Source organism: Yinghuangia aomiensis (assembly GCF_039542225.1).
In the GTDB taxonomy this organism is placed as follows: Bacteria; Actinomycetota; Actinomycetes; order Streptomycetales; family Streptomycetaceae; genus Yinghuangia; species Yinghuangia aomiensis.
This window is the reverse complement of record NZ_BAABHS010000003.1, coordinates 51,644-72,735: the sequence shown is the minus strand read 5'-3', so window position 1 is coordinate 72,735 and position 21,092 is coordinate 51,644. Positions and strand designations below refer to the sequence as shown.

The window sequence follows — 21,092 nt, the reverse complement described above, 5'->3', positions numbered from 1 at the left end:
TAACACACTCGAGTTCCCTCAAGGAACCCGACTACGCTGGACGTATGACCAGGACCCCCCTCGCCGACGTCGCCTGCTCGATCGCCCGCGCGACCGACCTGTTCGCCGACGCGTGGACGGCGCTGATCATGCGCGACGTCATCTGCGGCGTCACCCGCTTCGACGACCTGGCCACCGACCTGGGCATCTCCCGCAAGGTCCTGGCCGCCCGCCTGGCCCGCCTGGTCGACGAAGGCGTCCTGACACGCGAGCAGTACCAGTCCCACCCGCCCCGCGAGCACTACCTGGCCACGCCCAAGGGCAAGGAGCTGTACCCCGTCCTCCTCGCCCTGATGGCCTGGGGCGACCGCTGGTACCCCACCCCCGCCGGCCCGCCGATGCGCATCCACCACCACGACTGCGGCACCACGACGACCCCGGTCACCACCTGCGCCCACTGCGGCGGCGAACTCACCGCCGACAACACCACCCAACTCCCGGGCCCGGGCGGCGCCGTCGGCCCGGGCACCCGGGTGCTGGGGCCGTTGGTGGTCACGCGGGCCGCGGAAGGCCCGGACGGCGGTCAGTCGCCGGACACGCCCCAGAAGGCGATCTCGTCCGGGACCCCGTCCGCGTAGAGCACCATGCAGGCGCCGCTCCACTTGGGCATGGTGTCCATCATCGGCAACTGCTCGTCCGGGCCGACGAGATCGTCGCGCGTCGGCTGGTCCGTCCCGTACCGTTCGAGGACTTCCGCAACGCTCACCGGCAGCACCGCGCCGAGCTCCGGGGCGGCTTCGGCGTCGATCACCCGGTTGACGTCCAGGACCGAGTGCGTCCCGCAGGTGCCCAGGAACTCCCAGTAGATCTCGTTCTCGAACAGATCAACGGGCGACCGGAGCACCGGCATGCCCCATTCGGCGGGGTCGACGAAGTCCCCGGACGCCAACACCTCGTCCTGAAGCACGCGCAGCGCCTGCCCGAAGTCCTCCTGGTACCGCGTCACATACCACCAGCTCGACGCACCCATATGTGACCTCCGACGCCTACCAGCCCGCTCCGACAGCGGAGGGAAGCTAGCGGGCCGCACCGACATCGGCGCCCGACCGGCGGAACTACGCCGCCGACGCCCGGAACGCCTTCCGGTACGCGCTCGGCGACGTCCCCATCGCACGGCCGAAGTGGTGCCGGAAGGTGACCGGGCTCTCGAAGCCCACCGCCGTCCCGACCTCCTCCACCGACGCCGCCGTCTCCTCCAGGAGGGCCAAGCTGGCCCGGATGCGCTGCGTCAGCACCCACCGCACCGGACTGGTGCCCGTCTGCGCGGCGAACCGGCGCAGGTAGGTCCGCTGCGACACGTGCGCCTGCGCCGCCAGGTCCGCCACCGTGATCGGCTCGGCCACGTGCTCCAGCGCCCACGCCATCGACCGGGCGATCCCGTCGTCGCCGTCCACCTCGCCCACCGCCGCGCGGATGAACTGCGCCTGGCCGCCCTCCCGGTGCGGGGGGATCACCAGCCGCCGCGCCACCGCGTTGGCCACCTTCGCGCCGTGGTCCTTGCGGACCAGGTGCAGGCACAGGTCCAAGCCCGCCGCGCTGCCCGCGCTCGTCAGCACGTCGCCGCCGTCCACGTACAGCACGTCCGCGTCGACCCGTACCCGCGGATACCGCTCCGTCAGCAGCTCCGCGTACTTCCAATGCGTCGTCGCCGTCCGCCCGTCCAGCAACCCGGCCGCCGCCAACGCGAACGCGCCCGAGCAGATCGACACGATCCGCGCCCCGCGCGCCCGGGCCGCCCGCAGCGCCTCGACCAGCGCCGGAGACACCTGCCCCCGGACGTCCGCGACACCCGGCACGATCACCGTGTCCGCGGCCGCCAGCACATCCAGCCCGTGCTCCACGGTGATCGAGAACCCGCCCACCACCCGCAGCGGCTCGCGGCTCTCCCCGCACACGAAGAACCGGTACCAGGGCACCCCCAGCTCGGGCCGCGGCAGACCGAAGATCTCCACCACGGACCCCAGTTCGAACGGGGCCATCCCGTCGAAGGCCAGCACCGCCACCGACCCGCAGAACGCCGACGTCGGCCCGACCGGTTCCTCCACCGCAACCATGGCGGGATCTTAGCGATAGGGGTCGTTCCCGCCACTGTCGACGGCCCACCCCGGCGGCGAGGATCGACCACGTCAGCGAGCGCCACGCACAAGCGCCCGTAAGCACGCCGCCAAGGAGAAGGACATGACCCCGTCCGCTGTCACCCACACCCCGGCCGCATCCCCCGAAGCCGCCGCCGCGCACTTCGCCGCCCGGCTCGCCTTCGAAGCGGACGTCTCCGACGTCCACGCCGACCTCACCGCCGGCGCCCCCGGCATCGTGGTCGTCGACTCGCGCCACCAAGTCGGCTGGGACCAGGGCCACATCCCCGGCGCCCTGCACATCCCCACGGCGCGCATCGCCGAACTCGCGCCGGACCTCGTGGCCCGCGACGCGACCGTCGTCACCTACTGCTGGGGTCCGGGCTGCAACGGGGCCACCAAGGCCGCGCTCGCCTTCGCCCGCCTCGGCTACCGGGTGAAGGAAATGATCGGCGGGTTCGAGTACTGGGCCCGCGAAGGCTTCGCCTACGAGACCTCCGCCGGCCTCATCCGCACCGCCCCCGACCCGCTCACCGCCCCGGCCTCCGGCATCGCCTGCGCCTGCTGACCGGCCGCGGCGCCCTCACACCGGCTCGTCCTCCCGAGGCCGCGCCGCCCCCCGCACGCCCCGCCCCCACGGCTCCGTCAACGGCGGCGGCTCCCGCAGCGGGCCCGCCGACCGCACGAGCAGCGCCGCACCCAGCCCGAACAGCGTCGCGAACAGGTGCCCCAAGTCCCACACCGTGCGGCTCGTCAGCACCGGCACCACCACGACCATCACCATGACCGCGATCCCGACCAGCCGCACCCAGCCCCACATGATCAGCACGGCGGCCGCACAGCAGCCGACCATGATGTAGCTCACCCCGACGTCCGTCGCCCGGATCAGCTTCTCCGGCGCCCGCCCGGTGTCGATCGCCCACCGCTCCACCCGCGCCGTGCACAGCGAGCCCAGCACGTGCGCGCTGATCGCGATCAGAATCAACCGCGGCGTCCCGTACCGCCGTTCCGCCCACGCCACGACCGTGGCGAACACCGCGATGTACATCGACAGGCCCGACCCGCGGTCCGCCACCCACACCGCGCTGGTCACCAGCACGGTCGCCGGGTCGTCGGACAGCCGGTGCAGGTTGGTGCTGTCCACCTTCACCAGGAGATCGATCAGCCGGGGCGGCGCGGTCTTCTGCACGAAGGTGCCCATGGTGAACAACGCGATGTAGACGAACGTCGCCGGCGCCGACAGCACCCACGCCCGCAGCTTCACCGTCCACGGCGCCAACTGCCCGACCACCCGCGCCGCGGGCTTCCACAGATATCCCACGCCGCGCAGCACGTACCAGAGGACGCTCAACGCCAGCGCGGCAAGCGCGACCACAAGCGGCCTCCGAACCGGGATCGACGACCAGCAGGACGGGACGTGCCGGAAGAGCAAGACCTCCGCTATACCCGGACAAAACGATCCTAAGTTCCGCTAGCGCCGCGCAGCGGCAAGCAGCGCTTCCGCCACCTCGCGCGCCCGCCCGGCTGCCTCCGGCGTGCGCTCGCGCAGCGCCGTGACGATCGCCCCGTCCATCAGCAGCACGAAGCGCCGGGCCAGGGCGTCCGGGTCGGCGACGCCGTCGCCGGCCAGCAGCCCGCGCACATAGTCCGCCACCGCGGCCTTGTGCTCCGCCGCCACCCGGTGCGCCGCACTGTCCGGGTCGGCGGACTCGACCATTGTGTTGATGAACGCGCAGCCGCGGAAATCCTCGCGCGCGAACCGCTCCGCCAACGCGTCGAACACCGCGAGGGGGCCGCCGCCGTGCGCCTCGACGCGTTCGGCGAGCCACGCCCGCCACCGCACGTCGCGGGCCCGCAGCACCGCCACGACGAGATCGTCCTTGCCCGGGAAGTGGCGGTAGAAGGACGCGCGCCCCACCCCGGACACGCTCAGGATGCGCTCCACCCCGACCGCCCGGATGCCCTCCGCATAGAAGAGGTCCTCGGCGGCGGCGAGCAGTCGTTCGCGTGCTTGAACCGGCATGGCCACGAGGCTAATCCCTCTTGACCGCAAACGGAACCGGTCAGTACCGTCCTGCTCGACGAAGAAACGGCACCGACCAGTACCGTTTGGAGGCAGCACCATGCCGCGCATCCCTCTCGCCGAAGGCGACCCGCACGGAGTCCTCGCCCAGACCCAGGCCCAACTCGGCCGCGTCCCCAACCTCTACGGCACGCTCGCCAACAGCCCCGCCGCCCTCCAGGGCTACCTCGCCATGCGCGACGCCCTCACCCGCGGCGTCCTGCGCGCCCGCATCCGCGAGCAGCTCGCACTGCTCGTCGCCCAGGAAAACGCGTGCACCTACTGCGTGAGCGCGCACACGCTGCGCGGCAGCAAGATGGGGCTCACCGACGAACAGCTCGCCGAGACCCGCGACGCCGCCGACGACGATCCGCACACCGGCGCCGTCCTGCGGATCGCCCGCGAGATCGTCCGCACCCGCGGCCGGGTCGCCGACGACGGCCTCGCCGCGGCCCGCGCGGCCGGCGTGACCGACGCCGAACTCGCGGAGATCACCGCGCATGTGGCGCTCAACACACTCTCGAACTACTTCAACCACCTGGCCGAGCCACGGCTCGACTTCCCGGAGGTGCAGGCATGACCGCGAACTGGCGCACCGGAACCGTGCATCTGCGGGACGGCTACACGCTCGTCGGCAAGGACGGCGGGTCCACGGCGTCCGCCGACGCGGACTTCGCCCTCGAAGGCGGCTTCGTCCACGTCCGGATCCCCGGCACGGACACCGTCCAGATCGTCTCGGCGCCCGCCGTCGCCCGGATCACCTACGCCGAAGCGGCCTGCGCCGCCTGAGAAATGCGCCTCCGCCGACGCGGTCGTCCGGATCGCGCCGGCTCTCGACCACTCCGCGCACACCGCACCCGGCCTCCCGGTCGGACCCCGCAACCCGCCCGATCCCGGACATGCCAGAGGCCCGCAGGTCTATGACCTGCGGGCCTCTTGCTCGGTGCGCGAGGGGGGAGTTGAACCCCCACGCCCTTTCGGGCACTGGAACCTGAATCCAGCGCGTCTGCCTATTCCGCCACCCGCGCGAGCAATTGAAGATTAGCACGGATGCGGGGGCCGATTCACATCGATACCCGCGGCACATGATCACCACACCCTCGGCGGCTCCACGGCACCCGTCCGCCGCACACTCCGCCGCCCCCGGGCCGGCTCCCGCCGCATCCCCCGCCGCTCCTTCTTCCCCCGCTCTTCCCTCCTCTTCTCCGCCCCGTCCGCGCCCCGCTCCTTCCTCTCCCTTCCCGGGCTCCTCTTTGTGCACCTTCTTTCTCCGGGCCCATCCCCGCCGTGCCCGCGACTCCGGCATGCTTGACCTGCGCCGCCCGCGATAGGACGGCGTGGGGCGGGGTAGACGCACGTGGTCACACTGCAACTACGACAAGCGAGCCAGGACGAAGGGCCGGGGGTGTAGGAATCCTTGTGAGAGCCAACACTCCCTACAGTGACCATGGCGGGGAACCATGCCCGTTTCCCGAGCGTGGATACGATCAGTGAGCGGATCGGCGAGCAGACTGTAGGACCGGCCCGACCGGAGCATGCCCGGCCGGGCCGGACCGTGCCCCGGAAGACGACGGCGACGCTTGAAGGAAGGAGGTGCCCATGGGTGTCCTGAAGAAGTTCGAACAACGACTTGAGGGCCTGGTCAACGGCGCCTTCGCCAAGGCGTTCAAGTCGGATGTCCAGCCCGTGGAGATCGCCAGCGCGCTCAAGCGCGAGTGCGACAGCAACGCCACCATCTGGAACCGCGAGCGCACGATGGTGCCGAACGACTTCGTGGTGGAGCTGGGCTCGCACGACTACGAGCGCCTCAGCCCGTACGCGCAGCAGCTCGGCGCCGAGTTGTCGACCATGGTCCGCGACTACGCGCAGCAGCAGCGCTACTCCTTCATCGGCCCCGTCGAGGTCCACTTCGAGCAGGCCGACGACCTGGACACCGGCCTCTACCGGGTGCGCAGCCAGGCCCTCGCCGGAAGCCAGTCGCAGGGCGGACCGGACTTCGGCGGCCCGGGAGCGGTAGCGTCTGCCCAGCCGCCGCACTACGACCAGCAGTACGGCAGCGGCCCCGGGCAACCGCCGCAGGGCCACACACCCCAGTACCAAGGCCACTCGCCGCATCCGCAGGCGGGCGGCATGCCCGGCGCCCCGATCGGTCCGGGTCCCGCGGCCGGCGGACTCCCGCCGCGGCCGCCGGCCCCGCCGCCCGGACCCGCGCCGGCCCCGTACCGGCCGCCGGCCCCGGTGCTCCGCACCTGGGTCGAGATCAACGGGATGCGTCACGAACTGACCGCTGCGGCCGCCAAACTGGGGCGCAGCACCGACGCGGACATCCGGGTCGACGACCCGAGCGTCTCGCGGCACCACGCCGAGATCAGAGTCGGTCCGCCCGCCTCGATCGCCGACCTCGGCTCGACGAACGGCATCGTCGTCGACGGCCAGCACTGCACGCGTGCCGGCCTGAGAGACGGATCGAGGATCGTGCTGGGCAGTACCACCGTCGTGTTCCGTCAATCCGAGGGGTGACATCGGGCGCATGTCTGAGCTGACCCTCACCGTCATGCGGCTGGGTTTCCTCGCGGTGCTGTGGCTTTTCGTCATCGTGGCCGTGCAGGTGATCCGCAGCGACCTGTTCGGTACCCGGGTGACCCAGCGGCCGATGCGCCGCCGCGGTGCCGCCCCGGTGCCCGCAGGGGCGCCCGCGGCTGCGGCCGCGGCCGCTCCGCAGGCCGCGCAAGGCCCGCCCGCGCAGGCGCGCGGCGGCCGCCGTCCGAACGGTGCCCGCAACACCCCGTCCAAGCTCGTCATCACCGGCGGTTCGCTGACCGGCACCACGATGAATCTGACCGACCAGCAGATCACCATCGGGCGGGCCCACGACTCCACCATCGTGCTCGACGACGACTACGCGTCGAGCCGCCACGCCCGCATCTACCCGGCCCCGGACGGCAGTTGGATCGTCGAGGACCTCGGGTCGACGAACGGCACCTACCTGGACCGCACGCGCTTGACCGGCCCCACCCCCGTTCCCCTCGGAGCGCCGATCCGCATCGGCAAGACCGTTATCGAGCTGCGCAGGTAGCCTGAATGAGCCTCTCTCTCCGCTTCGCCGCCGGATCACACAAAGGCATGATCCGCGAGGGCAACGAGGACTCCGGCTATGCCGGTCCGCGGCTGCTCGCGGTCGCCGACGGCATGGGCGGCGCCGCCGCGGGCGAGGTGGCAAGTTCCGAAGTCCTTTCGACGATGGTCGAACTCGACGAGGACCTGCCGGGCACCGACCTCCGCGAGGTCCTCCGGCTGGCCGTCGACCGGGCCAACGACCGGCTCCGCGTGATGATCGAGGACGACCCCGGTCTCGAGGGCATGGGCACCACGCTCACCGCCCTGCTGTGGACCGGCTCCGGCCTCGGCATGGTGCATGTCGGCGACTCGCGCGCCTACTTGCTGCGCGACGGGGCCCTCGAGCAGATCACCCAGGACCACACCTGGGTGCAGCGGCTCGTCGACGAAGGCCGCATCACCGAAGAGGAAGCCGGCCACCACCCGCAGCGGTCCCTGCTGATGCGCGCGCTCGACGGCCGCGGCCAGGTCGAGCCCGACCTGACGCTGCGCGAGGCCCGGCTCGGCGACCGCTACCTCATCTGCAGCGACGGGCTTTCCGGCGTGGTCAGCCGGGAAACGATGCAGGACACGCTGCTCGCCTACGCCGACCCGCGCGAAGCCGTCCAGGAACTCATCCAGCTCGCGCTGCGCGGCGGCGGCCCCGACAACATCACCTGCATCGTCGCGGACCTGGTCGACTCCGACCAGACGCCGTCCGACCACCCCATGGTGGTCGGCGCGGTCGCCGAGGACCTGGGCGACACGACGACGCTGCCCACCACGCCCGCGTCGCGGGCCCGCGAACTCACCCAGGGCGAGTACGAGGCGGAGGCGCTCCTCCCGGAGACGCCGCAGAGCCGCCGCAAGCCGAAGTCCGCGTGGCGCCGGACGCTGCCGGTGTGGGGGCCCGCCGTCCTGGTGCTGGCCGCGCTCGGCGGCGCGTACTGGTGGACGCAGACGCAGTACTACGTCGCCGCTGACGGCAACAACGTGACGGTCTACAAGGGCATCGACACGAAGGTCTTCGGGATCTCGCTGTCCAGCCCGTACCAGACGTACCACGACATCGACATCACGCAGTTCTCCGCGCCCTACCAGCAGAGCCTCAAGGACCACTACGAGGCGACCGGCCTGTCGGACGCGCGCAAGTACATGGACAAGGTCCGCGACCAGGCGGGGCTCTGCACGAGCATCAAAGAGTGGAACCAGACGCACCCGGTCACCGTCCCTTCCCAGGTACCCCAGACCCAGAATCCGGGGCAGACCACGCCGCCGGTGAACGGCGCCACGCCGGGAGGTGAGACTGTGAGCCCGACCACGACCGCGTCCGCGACCGGGCAGGCCGCGCCGATCCGCACCGGGGCACCGACCGCGACCTCGACGTCCCGCTCGACGTCGCGCCCCGGCGGCAACGCCAAGCAGAACGCCGCCGGAACCGCCGCACCGGGCGAGTCCGGTGCCCCGACCGCGCCGCCCTCCAGCGCTCCGCCGACCACGGCGCCGCCCGTCGCACCGCAGAAGTTCGACGCCGGCGAGCAAGCCGACAAGGTGTCCAACTGCGCCGTTCAGCCGAACGGTTCGAGTTGAGGACCGGCGCCGCGGTGGGCAGGAACACCACGATCACCCCGCAGTCCGCACCGAACCGCCGCAACACCGAGCTGATGATGCTCGGCTTCGCGGTGCTCGTTCCGGTGCTGGCGTACGTCAACATCGGGCTCGCGGGCGACGGCAGGCTGCCCGCCGGCCTCGCGACGTACGGCCTGGGCCTGGGCGCCCTCGCCTTCGTCGCCCACCTGGTGGTCCGCAAGTTCGCGCCCTACGCGGACCCGCTGCTGCTGCCCCTGGCCACGTTCCTCAACGGCATGGGCCTGGTGCTGATCTACCGCATCGGCCTGGAGCCGACCCGCGGCCGCAGCAAGGCCCTGCAGACCGCGCCGACCCAGCTGCTGTGGTCGGCGCTCGGCATCATCCTGTTCCTGGCCATCGTCGCGTTCCTGCGCGACCACCGGATCCTGCAGCGCTACACGTACACCGCGATGGCGGTCGCACTGGTGCTGCTGGTCTCGCCGATCCCCTTCCCGGCGGTCAACGGCGCGAAGATCTGGATCTCGCTCGGCCCGCTGTCGTTCCAGCCCGGCGAGTTCACCAAGATCATCGTCACGGTGTTCTTCGCGGGCTACCTCATGGTCAAGCGCGACGCGCTCGCGCTGGCCAGCCGCAAGGTCGTGGGGCTGTACCTGCCGCGCGGCCGCGACATGGGCCCGATACTCGTGGCCTGGCTGCTCAGCCTGCTCATCCTGGTCGCGGAACGCGACCTCGGCACGTCGCTGCTGTTCTTCGGCGTGTTCGTGGTCATGCTGTACATCGCGACCGAGCGCACCAGCTGGCTGCTGTTCGGCCTCGGCCTGTCGGCCGCCGGCGCGGGCCTCGTCGGCTCGATCGAGCCGCACGTGAAGAGCCGCGTCCACGCCTGGCTCGACCCGCTCTACTACTACGACGTGCCGATCGACAAGCTCACCGTCACCGACTCCGACCAGCTCGCCCAGGCACTGTTCGGCTACGGCAGCGGCGGCCTCCTCGGCAAGGGCCTCAACCAGGGCTACCCCGGCGAGATCGGCTTCGCCGCCAACAGCGACTTCATCCTCACGTCGGTCGGCGAAGAACTCGGCCTCGCCGGCATGATGGCGATCTTCATGGTCTACGGGCTGCTCATCGAGCGCGGCCTGCGCACCGCCCTCGCCGCCCGCGACCCGTTCGGCAAGCTGCTCGCCGCGGGCCTGTCGGTGGTCATGGCGCTCCAGGTCTTCGTGGTCGCCGGCGGCGTCACCGGCCTCATCCCGCTGACCGGTATGACGATGCCGTTCCTCGCGCAGGGCGGTTCGTCGGTGCTCACCAACTGGGCACTCGTGGCGATCCTCATCGTGATCAGCCACACCGCCCGCCGCCCTGCCGCACCCGTCGAGGCCGGCCAGATCGCCGCCATACAGAACAGCCGCGGCGGCCGCCGCCGCCGCAACAACTCCGACGTGCCCAACCAGCAGCTCGACCCGGCCGACGCCGACGAGTTGGCGCCGCCGACTCCGGTGCACGGCTCGCCGCTCGGCGACCTGCCCGACGCCCCCGCCAACGCCGCGTCCGGATCTCCGGACGGGCCGAACGGGGCGCCCGCACCGCCCCCGGCGGGTGCCGACGACGCGACGCAGATCACCGCCAGACCTCCCGCGGGCTTCGCGGAACCGGCACCGCCCGACGCGATGACGGTTCCCGGCGGAGTCCCCGGCGTCCCCGCACCGCCTGCCACGCCGCCGCGGCCCGCCGCGCCGCCGGAGCAGTCATCGGGCTCCCAGCCGGGACACCCGCCGATCGGGGACACGACAGGTCCGTCGGGACCGAGAGGACACAGCCAGTGAGGGACTGGGATCGCAAGTGAACAAGCCGCTCCGGAAGGTGTCCATCTTCTGCCTTGTCCTGGTGGCCGCACTCATGCTGCGCGCCAACTGGGTCCAGGTGGTCAAGGCCGCGGACTACGCCGACAACCCGAACAACAACCGCCGTGTGTACGAGTCGTATTCGCACCCGCGCGGCGACTTCCTGGTGGACGGCAAGCCGATCACCGGCTCGGAAGACTCGGACAGCAAGAAGTACGAGTACGTGCGGACGTACCTCAACGGCCCGATGTACGCCCCCGTCACCGGCTTCAAGTCGCAGTTCTACGGCAGCAGCTTCCTGGAGAGCGTCGACGACTCGATCCTCACGGGCGACGACGACCGGCTGTTCGTGCGCCGGGTGATCGACACCATCACGGGCAAGGACCGGCGCGGCGGCAACGTCGCGCTGACCATCAACGGCAAGGCGCAGGAAGCCGCCTACAACTCGCTGGTGAGCCAGAACAAGACCGGCGCCGTCGCCGCGATCGACCCGGCCACCGGCAAGATCCTTACCCTGGTCTCGACCCCGTCGTTCGACCCCGGCAAGCTGTCGACGAACGACAAGAAGGTCCAGGACCAGGCCTGGAAGGCGCTCGAACAGGACCCGGCCAAGCCGTCCGAGAACCGGGCGATCCGCACGACCTACGCGCCGGGTTCGACGTTCAAGCTGATCACCGCCGCGGCGGCGCTCTCCAGCGGCCAGTACGCCAACCCGGACGCCCCGACGAACTTCCAGTCGCCGTCCCGCTACCCGAACTCCAACAAGGAGCTGATCGACCAGGCGGGCCCGGGCAAGTGCGCGGGCGCGACGCTGAAGGTCGCCCTGGAGTACTCCTGCAACACGGTGTTCGCGGGCATCGGCACGCAGCTCGGCGACGACGCGGTCAAGAAGCAGGCCGAGGCGTTCGGCTTCAACGACTTCGGCAAGTACAACTACCAGTCGCCGACCGGTGTCGACACCAAGAACAACATGGAGATCCCGACCCGCGTGTCGGCCAGCCTGTTCCCGTCCAACAAGGACGGCGCGGCCACCATGCGCGCGTCGATCGGCCAGCAGGACGTGCAGGCGACGCCGCTGCAGATGGCGTCCGTCGTCGCGACGATCGCCAACAACGGCAAGATGATGCAGCCGTACCTGGTCGACTCGCTGAAGTCGCAGAACATGGACACCATCGAGCAGACCTCGCCCAAGCAGATCAGCGAGGCGGTCAGCCCGACGGTGGCCGGCCAGCTCCAGGACATGATGCAGGGCGTCGTGACCGAAGGCACCTGCAAGACGGCGCAGATCCCGGGCGTCAAGGTCGGCGGCAAGACCGGCACCGCGCAGCGCGGCGTCAACAACAAGGACAACCCGTACGCGTGGTTCGTCTCCTACGGCGAGGTCGACGGCAAGAAGGTCGCCGTCGCCGTGGTCATCGAGGACAGCAACGCGGACCGCGACGACATCAGCGGCTGCGGCAGCGCCGCCCCGACGGCCGTCGCGGTGATGAAGGCGGTGCTCGGGAAGTGACACGCACCATAGTCCGCGTGCCGCTCCGCGCCCCGGCCCGCACGGGAGTCCGCAGGACAGTCCGCACAACGCGGCCGCCGGACTTGATCAGTCCGTGACACACGGGGGATCGCACGCCCCGGTACCGTGTCCGGGAACGTTCCGGGACGGGCGGGGGCAAGCGGCGCCGAAGCCGCCTGCGACACTCGGATAGGCAGACAGAGCAGTGGAGGCAGTAGTCCCGGTCCATCGCACTGCTTGTTCCGTCGGACCGGTCCCCAGGGCCGTGGATCGGTAAGGGAAGGGCTGGAAGCTATGGAAGAGCCGCGTCGCCTCGGCGACCGGTACGAGCTGGGCGCGGTCCTGGGCCGCGGCGGTATGGCCGAGGTCTATCTGGGCCGCGACATCCGCCTCGGCCGTAGCGTCGCGGTGAAAACGCTCCGCGCCGACCTGGCCCGCGACCCCTCGTTCCAGGCACGTTTCCGCCGTGAGGCGCAGTCCGCCGCGTCGCTGAACCATCCGGCGATCGTCGCGGTCTACGACACAGGCGAGGACTACATCAACGGGATCTCCATCCCGTACATCGTGATGGAGTACGTCGACGGGTCCACGCTGCGCGAGCTGCTGCACTCCGGCCGCCGGCTGCTGCCCGAACGCGCTCTCGAGATGACCGCGGGCGTGCTCCAGGCTCTGGAGTACAGCCACCGCAACGGCATCATCCACCGCGACATCAAGCCCGCGAACGTCATGCTGACGCGCCAGGGCACCGTCAAGGTGATGGACTTCGGCATCGCGCGCGCCATGGCGGACAACGGCATGACGATGACGCAGACCGCCGCGGTCATCGGCACGGCCCAGTACCTGTCCCCCGAGCAGGCCCGCGGCGAGACCGTGGACGCCCGTTCGGACCTCTACTCCGCGGGCTGCCTGCTGTACGAACTGCTCACCGAGCGGCCGCCGTTCGTCGGCGACTCGCCGGTGGCGGTGGCGTACCAGCACGTCCGCGAGGACCCGCTGCCGCCGAGCGCGTACGACCCCGAGGTCTCCCCGACCATCGACGCGATCGTGCTCAAGTCGCTCGCCAAGCACCCGGACCACCGGTACCAGAGCGCCGACGAGATGCGCGCCGACCTCGAGCGCGCGCTGCACGGCATGCCGATCGCGGCGTCGGCGGTGATGGCCCCGATGGAGGCCGCCACCCAGTACCTGCCGCCGACCCCCGGTGGGGCGACCAGCCAGACCGGGGCTTACGGCTCGCAGGGCCGGCCGCCGCAGCAGTACGACCAGGGCCCGGACGACTACGACGACGACGAACCGCCGCGGCAGCGCGGCTGGGCGTGGGCGCTGCTCGCGGTCGCCTGCGTCGCGGTGCTCGTCGCGGCGTTCTTCGTCGGCAAGACGCTGCTCGGCGATTCCGGCGGCGCCAAGGACGACAAGACGGTGCCCACCCTGATCGGCAAGACCGAGCAGGAGGCGACGTCGTCGCTGGAGAACGCCGGCCTGAAGATCAAGGTCTCGGACACCAAGAAGGCCTGTGCCGACCAGCCCAAGGACAAGGTCTGCGAGCAGGACAAGCAGCCTGACTCCAAGCTGCCCAAGGACAGCGTGGTCACGGTGATCATGTCGTCCGGCCCGCCGACCGCCAAGGTCCCGCAGGTCGTCGGCCAGTCCGAGGACGCCGCGGTCAAGGCGCTCACCGACGCCGGGTTCACCCCGAAGGTCAACCGCGTGGTGACCAGCCAGTGCCAGCGCGGCAACGTGTGCGCGACCGACCCGGTCGCCAACACCGACCTGGCGCTGAAGAGCGACGTCACGCTGACCGTCAGCAGTGGCAAGGCCCAGGTGGACATCCCGACGCTGACCGGGCTGACCCAGGACGACGCGACGAACAAGCTGAAGGATCTGAAGCTCAACCCGCGGATCCGCATGCAGTACAGCGCGGACCGTCCGCAGGGCACGGTCATCAGCTACAGCCCGGACAAGGGTCCGGTCGACGAGGGCACGACGATCACCCTGATCATCTCGCAGGGCCCGACTCCCTCGCCGACCACGACGGCGCCGACCACCCCGCCGGGCAGTCCGACGACGCAGCCGGGCGGTCCGACGACGCAGCCGGGCAACCCGGGCGGCAACACCAAGCCGATCACCAACCCGTTCGACCCGAAGAACTGGGGCCAGTAGGCCCCGCGGCACGGCACCGGAACACGACCGAGGCCCGCGTCCCCGAGAGGGGCGCGGGCCTCGGCCTTTCGTGGAGCCCGGTCGGTGGCGGGAAGTCCGGCCGGATGCCGGGGGATTCGGCTGCCAGGTCGTTGCTAGCCCAGGGCGGCCGGCTTGAAGCCGGGTCGTTTCTCGTCGGCGACCTTCAGCGTTCCCCAGAACACCATGCGGTTCTTGGACGTGAACTCCGGGTCGCAGGTCGTCAGGGTGATGAGCTTCTGCCCGGATCCCAGGCCGAGTTGCGGCGGATCCGAAGCGAGGACCGCGCCGTTGCCCGGCTGGGTGATGAACGGGCCCTTGACGATCTGGTAGGTGTACCAGGAGGTGGCCGTTTCGACGACCACGAAGTCGCCCGGCCGCAGCTTGTTGAGGTAGCGGAACGGCTCGCCGTGCCCGTTGCGGTGCCCGGCGAGGCCGAAGTTCCCGACCTGCCCCGGCCCGGTGTAGGGGGCGTAGGTGTAGTGGCCGACGCCTTGGGCGAGCGAATTGAGGCTGGTGCCTTCGACGATCGGCTTCACGAAGCCCTTGCCGAGCCGCGGAATGTAGACCTTCGCGAACGGCTTGCCGCGGACCGTGCCCGCGCCGTCCACGCCCGTCCCGTCGTTGTGCCCGTCGGTGCCCACGTTGGTGGGCCCGTCGCTGCCGTCCGGGCCGAGGTACGGCGGCGTGTCGTTGCTGCTCGCCACCGGCCCGCGCTGCCATTCGTCGTCCAACTCGCTCAGGTTGGACGACGCCTTCGCGCGGGATTCGATGTTGGTCCACCACAACTGGTGGACGCACAGGAGGAGACCGACGAGACCCAGAGTGAACACGATCTCGGCGGTGCCGCGTATCAGCTTGCGCACGACGCCCATGAGGCGACAGCTTGGCACAATCAAACGCCGATGTTCAGACCCTGACAGCCACGAAAGCGCCATCCCGCAGTGGTTTCCCGGGAGATTCCCGCGGGCGTCGGCAATGCTCCGCGCGGAGGCTACGTGTCCTTCACCAAAGCATCCGGTTTGCCGTCTTTGCGCGGGCGTTCCTCTTGGAGCTGCCCCCACACGATGAGCCGGTAGGTGGAGTGCCCGTCGGGGGTGCACGTGGTGAGCGTGATGTACCGGCCGGGGCCCTTGAACCCGCTCTTCTTCGGCACCGGGTCGATCACCGCGATGTCCTTCGGGGACGTCTCCGGAAGGGTGTTGGTGACCACGTACGTGTAGTAGGTCGTGGAGGTCTCCACCACGAGCTTGTCGCCGGCGACGAGCTTGTTGATGTAGCGGAACGGCTCGCCGTGGGTGTTGCGGTGCGCGGCCACCGCGAAGTTGCCCTGGTTGTCCCACGGCATCGCGGTCTTCGGGTCCGTGTAGTGCCCGGCCAGGCCCTTGTCGAGGACCTTCTGCTTGTCGGTGCCCTGCGCCACCGGCACGCGCACGCCCAGCTTGGGGATGTAGAGGAGGGCGAACCCGGCGCCGGGGGCGAAGCCGTCCGGCTGCCGCGGGTCGGGGGCGGGCGGCGGGGCACCGTCCTTCTGGCTCTGGTCCCACTGGTCCTGGAGGCTGTCCGCCTCGCGGTTGGCGTTGCGGTGCCCGACGACGTTCGTCCACCACGTCGTGTAGACCACGAACAGCACCATCACCAGGCCTGCCGTCATGGCGAGTTCGCCGATGCCGGTGGCGACTCCGGTGATGACACGTGCCTTCGTGGACGGCTTGGCGGCCTTCCGGCGGGCCGCACGGCCCGCCCCGGGCGGCAGCTCCACGGCCGCGCCCGTGCGCGGCTTCCCGCGCCGCCTGGCACCCTTCTGCTCCTCCTGGAGGGCCTTGCGCCGCGCGGCACGGCCTCCGGGGGTGCCGCCCCCGGGAGTTCCGCCGCCCGGCGTCCCGTCACCGGGCGCCGCCGCGGCCGCACGCCTGGCCGCACGCCCGGGGGGCCGCACGACGGCGAGTTCGGCGGTGCGGTCCCGGAAGTCCGGTTCGTAGCCGGGCTCCGGACCGGCCGGGAGGCCGGGCTGGGACGCCGGTGCGGCGTCCGGCGCCGGATCCGCGTACACGGGCAGGCGGGTGGTTATGTCGTCGCCATCCCCGATCGGCCCACCACCGGCGCCAGGCCCCCGGCGCGCCCGACGGCCTCCGGATACCCGCACGTCGCCAGCCAGTTCGCCAGCATGAGGTGGCCGTCCTGGGTGAGCACCGACTCCGGGTGGAACTGCACGCCTTCGACCGGAAGGACGCGATGGCGCAGGCCCATGATCACCCCACTCTCGGTCCACCCGGTCACCTCCAATTCGGCCGGCACGGTGTCCGGATCGACCGCGAGCGAGTGGTACCGCGTCGCGGTGAACGGCGACGGCAGCCCGGCGAAGACTCCCGCGCCCTGGTGCGCGACCGAACTCGTCTTGCCGTGCAGCAATTCGGGCGCTCGGCCCACGGTAGCGCCGTAAGCCACCGCGATGGACTGCATCCCCAGGCACACGCCGAAAACCGGGACACGTCCTGCCCCGTACTTGACCATGTCCACGCACACCCCGGCCTCTTCGGGGGTACCCGGGCCGGGCGACAGCAGCACGCCGTCGAACCCGGCGGCGTCCTCGACGGCCACCTCGTCGTTGCGGCGGACCTCGCAGGTCGCGCCCAGCTGGTAGAGGTACTGGACCAGGTTGAAGACGAAGCTGTCGTAGTTGTCGACGACGAGAATGCGCGCGGTCATCCGGGGAGGCCTCCGGCCGGGGAAGTGCTGGGGTTGACGTCCGTGACGTTGCCCTGGTCGACGGTCACGTCGCTGAACGGCAGCAGCGGCTCGGCCCACGGGAAGATCCACTGGAACAGGGCGTAGACGATCGCCATGACCAGGATGAGGCAGATCGCGATGCGCACCCACACGTTGCCCGGCAGATGGCGCCAGATGAACGCGTACATCAGGAAGCTCCCTTCAGCGCCGCGGGCTCGCCGGCGGACAGCGGCTGGACCGATTCGAGGTGGCCCCAGGCGATCAGGCGGTGGCTGCTGCCGTACTTGGGGTCGCAGGTGGTCAGGGTGATGTACTTGCCGGGCTTGTCGAAGCCCTTGGCGGGCACCGGGGCGACCACTCCGACGTCCTCCGGGAGCGTCTTGTAGACGGCCTTGTCGTTCTTGCCGGCCTGCGCGTTCACCAGCGGGACGTCGAGGGTGTAGACGAACCAGTTCTCGGTGTCGTTCACCACGATCTTGTCGCCGGGCTTCAGCTCCGCGAAGTCGATCATCGGGTCGCCGTAGGTCTTGCGGTGGCCCGCGACCGCGAAGTTGCCGTCCTGGCCGACCTTGGCGGACTTGTCGTACCAGCCGAGGCCCTTCTTCAGGACGTCCGTGTCGGTGCCCGACAGCACCGTCCACTTCCACGACGAGCCGAACCGCGGGATGTACATCACCGCGAAGCTCTCGCCGTGCGGGTACGGCTGGGGCGGCGGGGCCGCGGCCGGGGCGGACGCGCCGCCCGGCGTGCCGACCACCGGATCGAGCGGCGCCGACTGGTTCTTCTTGATCTTCTTGTTCAGCTTGTCGAGTTCCTCGGCCCGCGCCTCGCGGGCCAGCACCCCGGTCCAATACAGCTGGTAGACGACGAACAGCAGGATCACGACACCGAGCGTGATGAACGTCTCACCAACGCCGCGAATCGCGGTGCGCATGGGCCGACTCCCCTTCTGTTCCCGGCTCAGGAGACTTTCGCATACTGCAGGTCGAGCGGACCGGTGTACCCCGGCAGGTTCGCCTGCTTCCGGTCTTCGACCTTGTAGCCCAGCCCGTACGCGGTCACGTAGGTCGTGTAGTTGTACACGCTTTCGCTGTCGTCGAGCGCGCGGCGCATGGCCCCGATGTCGCCCACCGCAGTGATCACGTACGGCGGCGAGTAGACGCGCCCGTGCAGGATCAGCGTGTTGCCGACGCAGCGCACCGCGCTCGTGGCGACGAGGCGCTGGTCCATGATCTGGATACCTTGCGCACCGCCCGCCCACAACGCATTGACCACAGCTTGAATGTCCTGCTGGTGCACGACGAGGTCGTCGGCGGTGGGCTGGCGCACGTCGGGGATGCGCGCGGTGGCGTCCGGAGGCGCGTCCGTCAGCGTGACGGTGAGCCCGGGGCCGCTCAGCGGCGCCAGCTGGGCGGGGGCGGTGAGCGCGTCGACCTTGGCCTGCGCCTCGGGGTCGTTGGCCTGACCCCGCGTCAGGTCGTCGACGTCCTTGCGCAGTCCGGTGAGGTCGCGTTCGACCTCGGTGTTGTGCGCGCCTTGCTTGCGGACCAGGTCGCGGTACTGCATCGACGGGCTGTCGTTGCGGATGTCGTTGCCGTGCGACGTGGTGGCGCTCACCCAGAACATGAGGCCGGCCAGTCCGAAGACCGCCATCGCGAGGACCCGGGGTACGATCACTCGCCGGTTGGTTCCGGATCGCGCGACACTGGGCCTGGGGAAAACAGGCAAGCGCACACCGGGCCTACGCACGTTGTCGTACCCTCCATCCGGACCTGAGAGCGACTACGCTAACCGACGCGTCGCAGGCCGCGTCGCGCCCCGTTCACTCCCCGCCGACGGCAGGGCGCCGAAGCCCGACGGTAGGTGCTCCGAAGCTGTAGGCCCAGGGCAGCATCGACAGGAGAGACTCTCGTGCCGAAGTCCCGCATTCGCAAGAAGTCCGACTTCACGCCGCCGCCGGAGAAGAAGACGGTGATAAAGCTGGACACGCGCGGGTGGGTCGCGCCCTTCATGCTGGCCCTGTTCGCCGTCGGCCTGCTGTGGATCGTCGTCTACTACGTGACGAACGGCAACTACCCGGTCGAGCAGATGGGCAACTGGAACATCGTCGTCGGCTTCGGCTTCATCGCGGCGGGCTTCGGCGTCTCCACCCAGTGGAAGTAACGCGGCAGCGGACCAGCCGTCCACAGAGTTATCCACAGTGGGGATAACTGGGCACAGCCTGTGGATAACCCTAGCGTGCGCGGCTCGCCACCCCGGCGTGCCGACGCGTCCGCAACGGAATGTCCGCACGGAATCATCACCGTGGGTCATTCGGAATATCCTCAGTGTAACCGATCGCGGAGGCCCGAATGACCACGCAACGGCCCTGCGACGCCCCCTGCGACAGCCCTTGCGCCCCGCACCCGGGCAGCCCTGCGGCACGCCCGGGTCCGGCACCTAGGTCAGCTGCGACGTCCTGACCAGCACGGTCGCCACGATCGCCGCGGCGATCACCAGCACGCCCGCAACCTGCACCACCACCCGGTGCGCCCGCGGCGCGTGCACCATCACGATCGCGCTGATCACGCCGACCACCAGGCCGCCCACGTGCGCCCGCCAGTCGATGCGGCTGGTGTTGAGGAACGTGATCACCAGGTTGATCACCAGCAGCGCGATCAGCGGCCGCAGGTCGTACCGCATCCGCCGACCCACCACGATGGCCGCGCCGAACAGCCCGAACACCGCACCGGACGCGCCGAGCGAGCCCTGGTTCTGCGCGGCGAGCAGGTACGACGTCGCGGTGCCGCCGAGCAGCGACAGCAGATAGACGGCGAGGAACCGGGTCCGCCCCAGCGCGGACTCCAGCGCCGGGCCCAGCATCCACAGCGCCCACATGTTGAAGGCGATGTGCCAGACCTCCTGATGGAGGAAGCCCGCGGTCAGCAGCCGGTACCAGTCGCCCTCGGCAACGCCGACCACGTGGTTCCCGACGAGCGCACGGCCGATCAGCATCAGCTTGTCGACCACCTTGTCCCCGACCACAAGGACCAGCAGGAACACCGCCAGGTTCAGGCCGATGAGCACCTTGGTGACGATCGCGCTCTTCTGCGGGGACCGCACGCTGCCCCCGGCTATCGTGCGCGCCTGACGCACGGTACGCCGCCCGTCCCGCACGCACTCCGGGCACTGGAAGCCGACCGACGCGCTCACCATGCATTCGGAGCACACCGGGCGTTCGCAGCGCGCGCAGCGGATGTGCGTCTCGCGCCCGGGGTGCCGGTAGCAGGCCGGCGAACCCGCGGGGCCTTCGGCGGGCCCGGCCGGTCTGTCTCCGTCAAGTGGGTTCAACGTGGCTTCAGCGCTTCTCGATGACGATCTCGGAAATGACGACGTCCCGCACCGGCCGGTCGTTGCCGTCGGTCGCAACCTGGGAGATGGCCTTGACCACGTCCCGGCCCGCCTGGTCCGCGACCTCGCCGAAGATCGTGTGCTTGCGGTTCAAGTGCGCCGGGGTGCCGACCGTGATGAAGAACTGCGAGCCGTTGGTCCCCGGGCCGGCGTTCGCCATGGCCAGCAGGAACGGGCGGCTGAACTGCAGGTCGGGGTGGAACTCGTCGGCGAACTGGTAGCCCGGGCCGCCACGGCCGGTGCCGGTCGGGTCCCCGCCCTGGATCATGAAGCCGTCGATCACGCGGTGGAAGACCACCCCGTTGTACAGCGGGCCCTTGCCCGGCGCACCGGTCTCCGGGTCGGTCCACTCGCGGGAACCGTCGGACAGGCCGACGAAGCTGGCGACCGTCTTCGGCGCATGGTTCGGGAACAATTCGAGCAGGATGTCCCCGTGGTTGGTCTTGACGGTGGCGTAGAGCTTCTCGGCCACGAGTGAGCCTTCCCTGCGGCCGCGACGGTCGCGGCCGGCTTGCTGCGCGGTGTGCGGCGGGTCCCGGACACTCCGGCGGCGCGGGTTTCCCGCTGCCGCCGCGGGGGTC

At 70.4% G+C, this 21,092-nt stretch carries 22 protein-coding genes, 1 tRNA gene and 1 pseudogene; 11 read left to right on the top strand and 13 right to left on the bottom strand.

Annotation, left to right across the window (positions count from 1 at the left end; all coding sequences use genetic code 11):
* Positions 1–44: 44 nt before the first annotated feature.
* Positions 45–617 (top strand): winged helix-turn-helix transcriptional regulator, encoded by a 573-nt coding sequence (locus ABEA93_RS04715; RefSeq protein ID WP_345673983.1) that lies wholly within the window; start codon positions 45–47, stop codon positions 615–617.
* Here ABEA93_RS04715 and ABEA93_RS04710 read toward each other — a convergent pair.
* On the bottom strand, positions 563–1,009 hold the full coding sequence (locus tag ABEA93_RS04710) for a hypothetical protein (RefSeq protein ID WP_345673982.1): 447 nt from the start codon (positions 1,007–1,009) through the stop codon (positions 563–565). The two genes, ABEA93_RS04715 and ABEA93_RS04710, sit on opposite strands and share 55 nt — an antisense overlap.
* A gap of 85 nt (positions 1,010–1,094) precedes the next feature.
* On the bottom strand, positions 1,095–2,093 hold the full coding sequence (ftrA, locus tag ABEA93_RS04705; RefSeq protein WP_345673981.1) for a transcriptional regulator FtrA: 999 nt from the start codon (positions 2,091–2,093) through the stop codon (positions 1,095–1,097).
* A gap of 124 nt (positions 2,094–2,217) precedes the next feature.
* Here ftrA and ABEA93_RS04700 point away from each other — a divergent pair, with 124 nt between their 5' ends.
* Complete coding sequence (locus ABEA93_RS04700) at positions 2,218–2,682, top strand: rhodanese-like domain-containing protein (RefSeq protein WP_345673980.1); 465 nt, start codon at positions 2,218–2,220, stop codon at positions 2,680–2,682.
* Positions 2,683–2,697: 15 nt separating this feature from the next.
* Here ABEA93_RS04700 and ABEA93_RS04695 read toward each other — a convergent pair whose 3' ends face one another.
* Positions 2,698–3,489 carry a rhomboid-like protein gene (locus tag ABEA93_RS04695; RefSeq protein ID WP_345673979.1) on the bottom strand — a complete coding sequence of 264 codons (792 nt, stop codon included), beginning with the start codon at positions 3,487–3,489 and terminating at the stop codon, positions 2,698–2,700.
* A gap of 96 nt (positions 3,490–3,585) precedes the next feature.
* The gene (locus ABEA93_RS04690; protein ID WP_345673978.1) at positions 3,586–4,137 is read right to left on the bottom strand and encodes a TetR/AcrR family transcriptional regulator; all 552 of its coding nucleotides are present in this window, start codon (positions 4,135–4,137) and stop codon (positions 3,586–3,588) included.
* 100 nt (positions 4,138–4,237) lie between these two features.
* Here ABEA93_RS04690 and ABEA93_RS04685 point away from each other — a divergent pair, with 100 nt between their 5' ends.
* On the top strand, positions 4,238–4,756 hold the full coding sequence (locus ABEA93_RS04685) for a carboxymuconolactone decarboxylase family protein (protein WP_345673977.1): 519 nt from the start codon (positions 4,238–4,240) through the stop codon (positions 4,754–4,756).
* Positions 4,753–4,965 carry a hypothetical protein gene (locus ABEA93_RS04680; protein WP_345673976.1) on the top strand — a complete coding sequence of 71 codons (213 nt, stop codon included), beginning with the start codon at positions 4,753–4,755 and terminating at the stop codon, positions 4,963–4,965. Before ABEA93_RS04685 ends, ABEA93_RS04680 begins: the two co-directional genes overlap by 4 nt.
* Before the next feature lie 155 nt (positions 4,966–5,120).
* Here the strand turns inward: ABEA93_RS04680 and ABEA93_RS04675 are convergent.
* Positions 5,121–5,204: transfer RNA gene (locus ABEA93_RS04675), tRNA-Leu, on the bottom strand.
* A 571-nt stretch (positions 5,205–5,775) separates the two neighbouring features.
* Between ABEA93_RS04675 and ABEA93_RS04670 the strand changes: the two genes are divergently transcribed.
* The 6 genes and pseudogenes from ABEA93_RS04670 (at position 5,776) to pknB (ending at position 14,373) form a co-directional block, all read left to right on the top strand.
* Entirely contained in the window at positions 5,776–6,696 is a 921-nt protein-coding gene (locus tag ABEA93_RS04670) for an FHA domain-containing protein (protein WP_345673975.1), read from the top strand.
* A 10-nt stretch (positions 6,697–6,706) separates the two neighbouring features.
* The gene (locus ABEA93_RS04665) at positions 6,707–7,252 is read left to right on the top strand and encodes an FHA domain-containing protein FhaB/FipA (RefSeq protein WP_345673974.1); all 546 of its coding nucleotides are present in this window, start codon (positions 6,707–6,709) and stop codon (positions 7,250–7,252) included.
* 5 nt (positions 7,253–7,257) lie between these two features.
* The gene (locus ABEA93_RS04660; RefSeq protein ID WP_345673973.1) at positions 7,258–8,862 is read left to right on the top strand and encodes a PP2C family protein-serine/threonine phosphatase; all 1,605 of its coding nucleotides are present in this window, start codon (positions 7,258–7,260) and stop codon (positions 8,860–8,862) included.
* Positions 8,859–10,226, top strand: a pseudogene (locus ABEA93_RS04655) (FtsW/RodA/SpoVE family cell cycle protein); the annotation flags it as partial. The gene ABEA93_RS04660 and the pseudogene ABEA93_RS04655, both read left to right, overlap by 4 nt.
* Positions 10,227–10,701: 475 nt before the next feature.
* Positions 10,702–12,213: a peptidoglycan D,D-transpeptidase FtsI family protein gene (locus ABEA93_RS04650; protein ID WP_345673972.1), complete on the top strand. Its 1,512-nt coding sequence runs from the start codon at positions 10,702–10,704 to the stop codon at positions 12,211–12,213.
* Between the two features lie 294 nt (positions 12,214–12,507).
* Positions 12,508–14,373 (top strand): Stk1 family PASTA domain-containing Ser/Thr kinase, encoded by a 1,866-nt coding sequence (pknB, locus tag ABEA93_RS04645; protein WP_345673971.1) that lies wholly within the window; start codon positions 12,508–12,510, stop codon positions 14,371–14,373.
* 134 nt (positions 14,374–14,507) lie between these two features.
* Here pknB and ABEA93_RS04640 read toward each other — a convergent pair whose 3' ends face one another.
* From ABEA93_RS04640 to ABEA93_RS04615, 6 genes are all read right to left on the bottom strand, one after another.
* Positions 14,508–15,266, bottom strand: coding sequence for a class E sortase (locus tag ABEA93_RS04640; protein WP_345673970.1), 759 nt, complete (start codon positions 15,264–15,266; stop codon positions 14,508–14,510).
* A 119-nt stretch (positions 15,267–15,385) separates the two neighbouring features.
* Positions 15,386–16,444, bottom strand: coding sequence for a class E sortase (locus ABEA93_RS04635; RefSeq protein ID WP_345673969.1), 1,059 nt, complete (start codon positions 16,442–16,444; stop codon positions 15,386–15,388).
* A 14-nt stretch (positions 16,445–16,458) separates the two neighbouring features.
* Positions 16,459–17,100, bottom strand: a complete 642-nt coding sequence (locus ABEA93_RS04630) for an aminodeoxychorismate/anthranilate synthase component II (RefSeq protein WP_345673968.1) — start codon at positions 17,098–17,100, stop codon at positions 16,459–16,461.
* A complete protein-coding gene (locus ABEA93_RS04625; RefSeq protein ID WP_345673967.1) occupies positions 17,097–17,309 on the bottom strand; it encodes a hypothetical protein in 213 nt (70 codons plus the stop codon). The genes ABEA93_RS04630 and ABEA93_RS04625 overlap by 4 nt, the downstream gene beginning before the upstream one ends.
* The gene (locus ABEA93_RS04620) at positions 17,309–18,055 is read right to left on the bottom strand and encodes a class E sortase (protein ID WP_345673966.1); all 747 of its coding nucleotides are present in this window, start codon (positions 18,053–18,055) and stop codon (positions 17,309–17,311) included. The genes ABEA93_RS04625 and ABEA93_RS04620 overlap by 1 nt, the downstream gene beginning before the upstream one ends.
* Before the next feature lie 26 nt (positions 18,056–18,081).
* Positions 18,082–18,774: a DUF881 domain-containing protein gene (locus ABEA93_RS04615; RefSeq protein ID WP_423529867.1), complete on the bottom strand. Its 693-nt coding sequence runs from the start codon at positions 18,772–18,774 to the stop codon at positions 18,082–18,084.
* A 258-nt stretch (positions 18,775–19,032) separates the two neighbouring features.
* Here ABEA93_RS04615 and crgA point away from each other — a divergent pair, with 258 nt between their 5' ends.
* Positions 19,033–19,284, top strand: coding sequence for a cell division protein CrgA (crgA, locus tag ABEA93_RS04610; RefSeq protein WP_345673964.1), 252 nt, complete (start codon positions 19,033–19,035; stop codon positions 19,282–19,284).
* 276 nt (positions 19,285–19,560) lie between these two features.
* Here crgA and ABEA93_RS04605 read toward each other — a convergent pair whose 3' ends face one another.
* On the bottom strand, positions 19,561–20,451 hold the full coding sequence (locus ABEA93_RS04605; RefSeq protein WP_425584813.1) for a rhomboid family intramembrane serine protease: 891 nt from the start codon (positions 20,449–20,451) through the stop codon (positions 19,561–19,563).
* Between the two features lie 7 nt (positions 20,452–20,458).
* Positions 20,459–20,983 (bottom strand): peptidylprolyl isomerase, encoded by a 525-nt coding sequence (locus tag ABEA93_RS04600; protein ID WP_345673963.1) that lies wholly within the window; start codon positions 20,981–20,983, stop codon positions 20,459–20,461.
* Positions 20,984–21,092 lie beyond the last annotated feature (109 nt).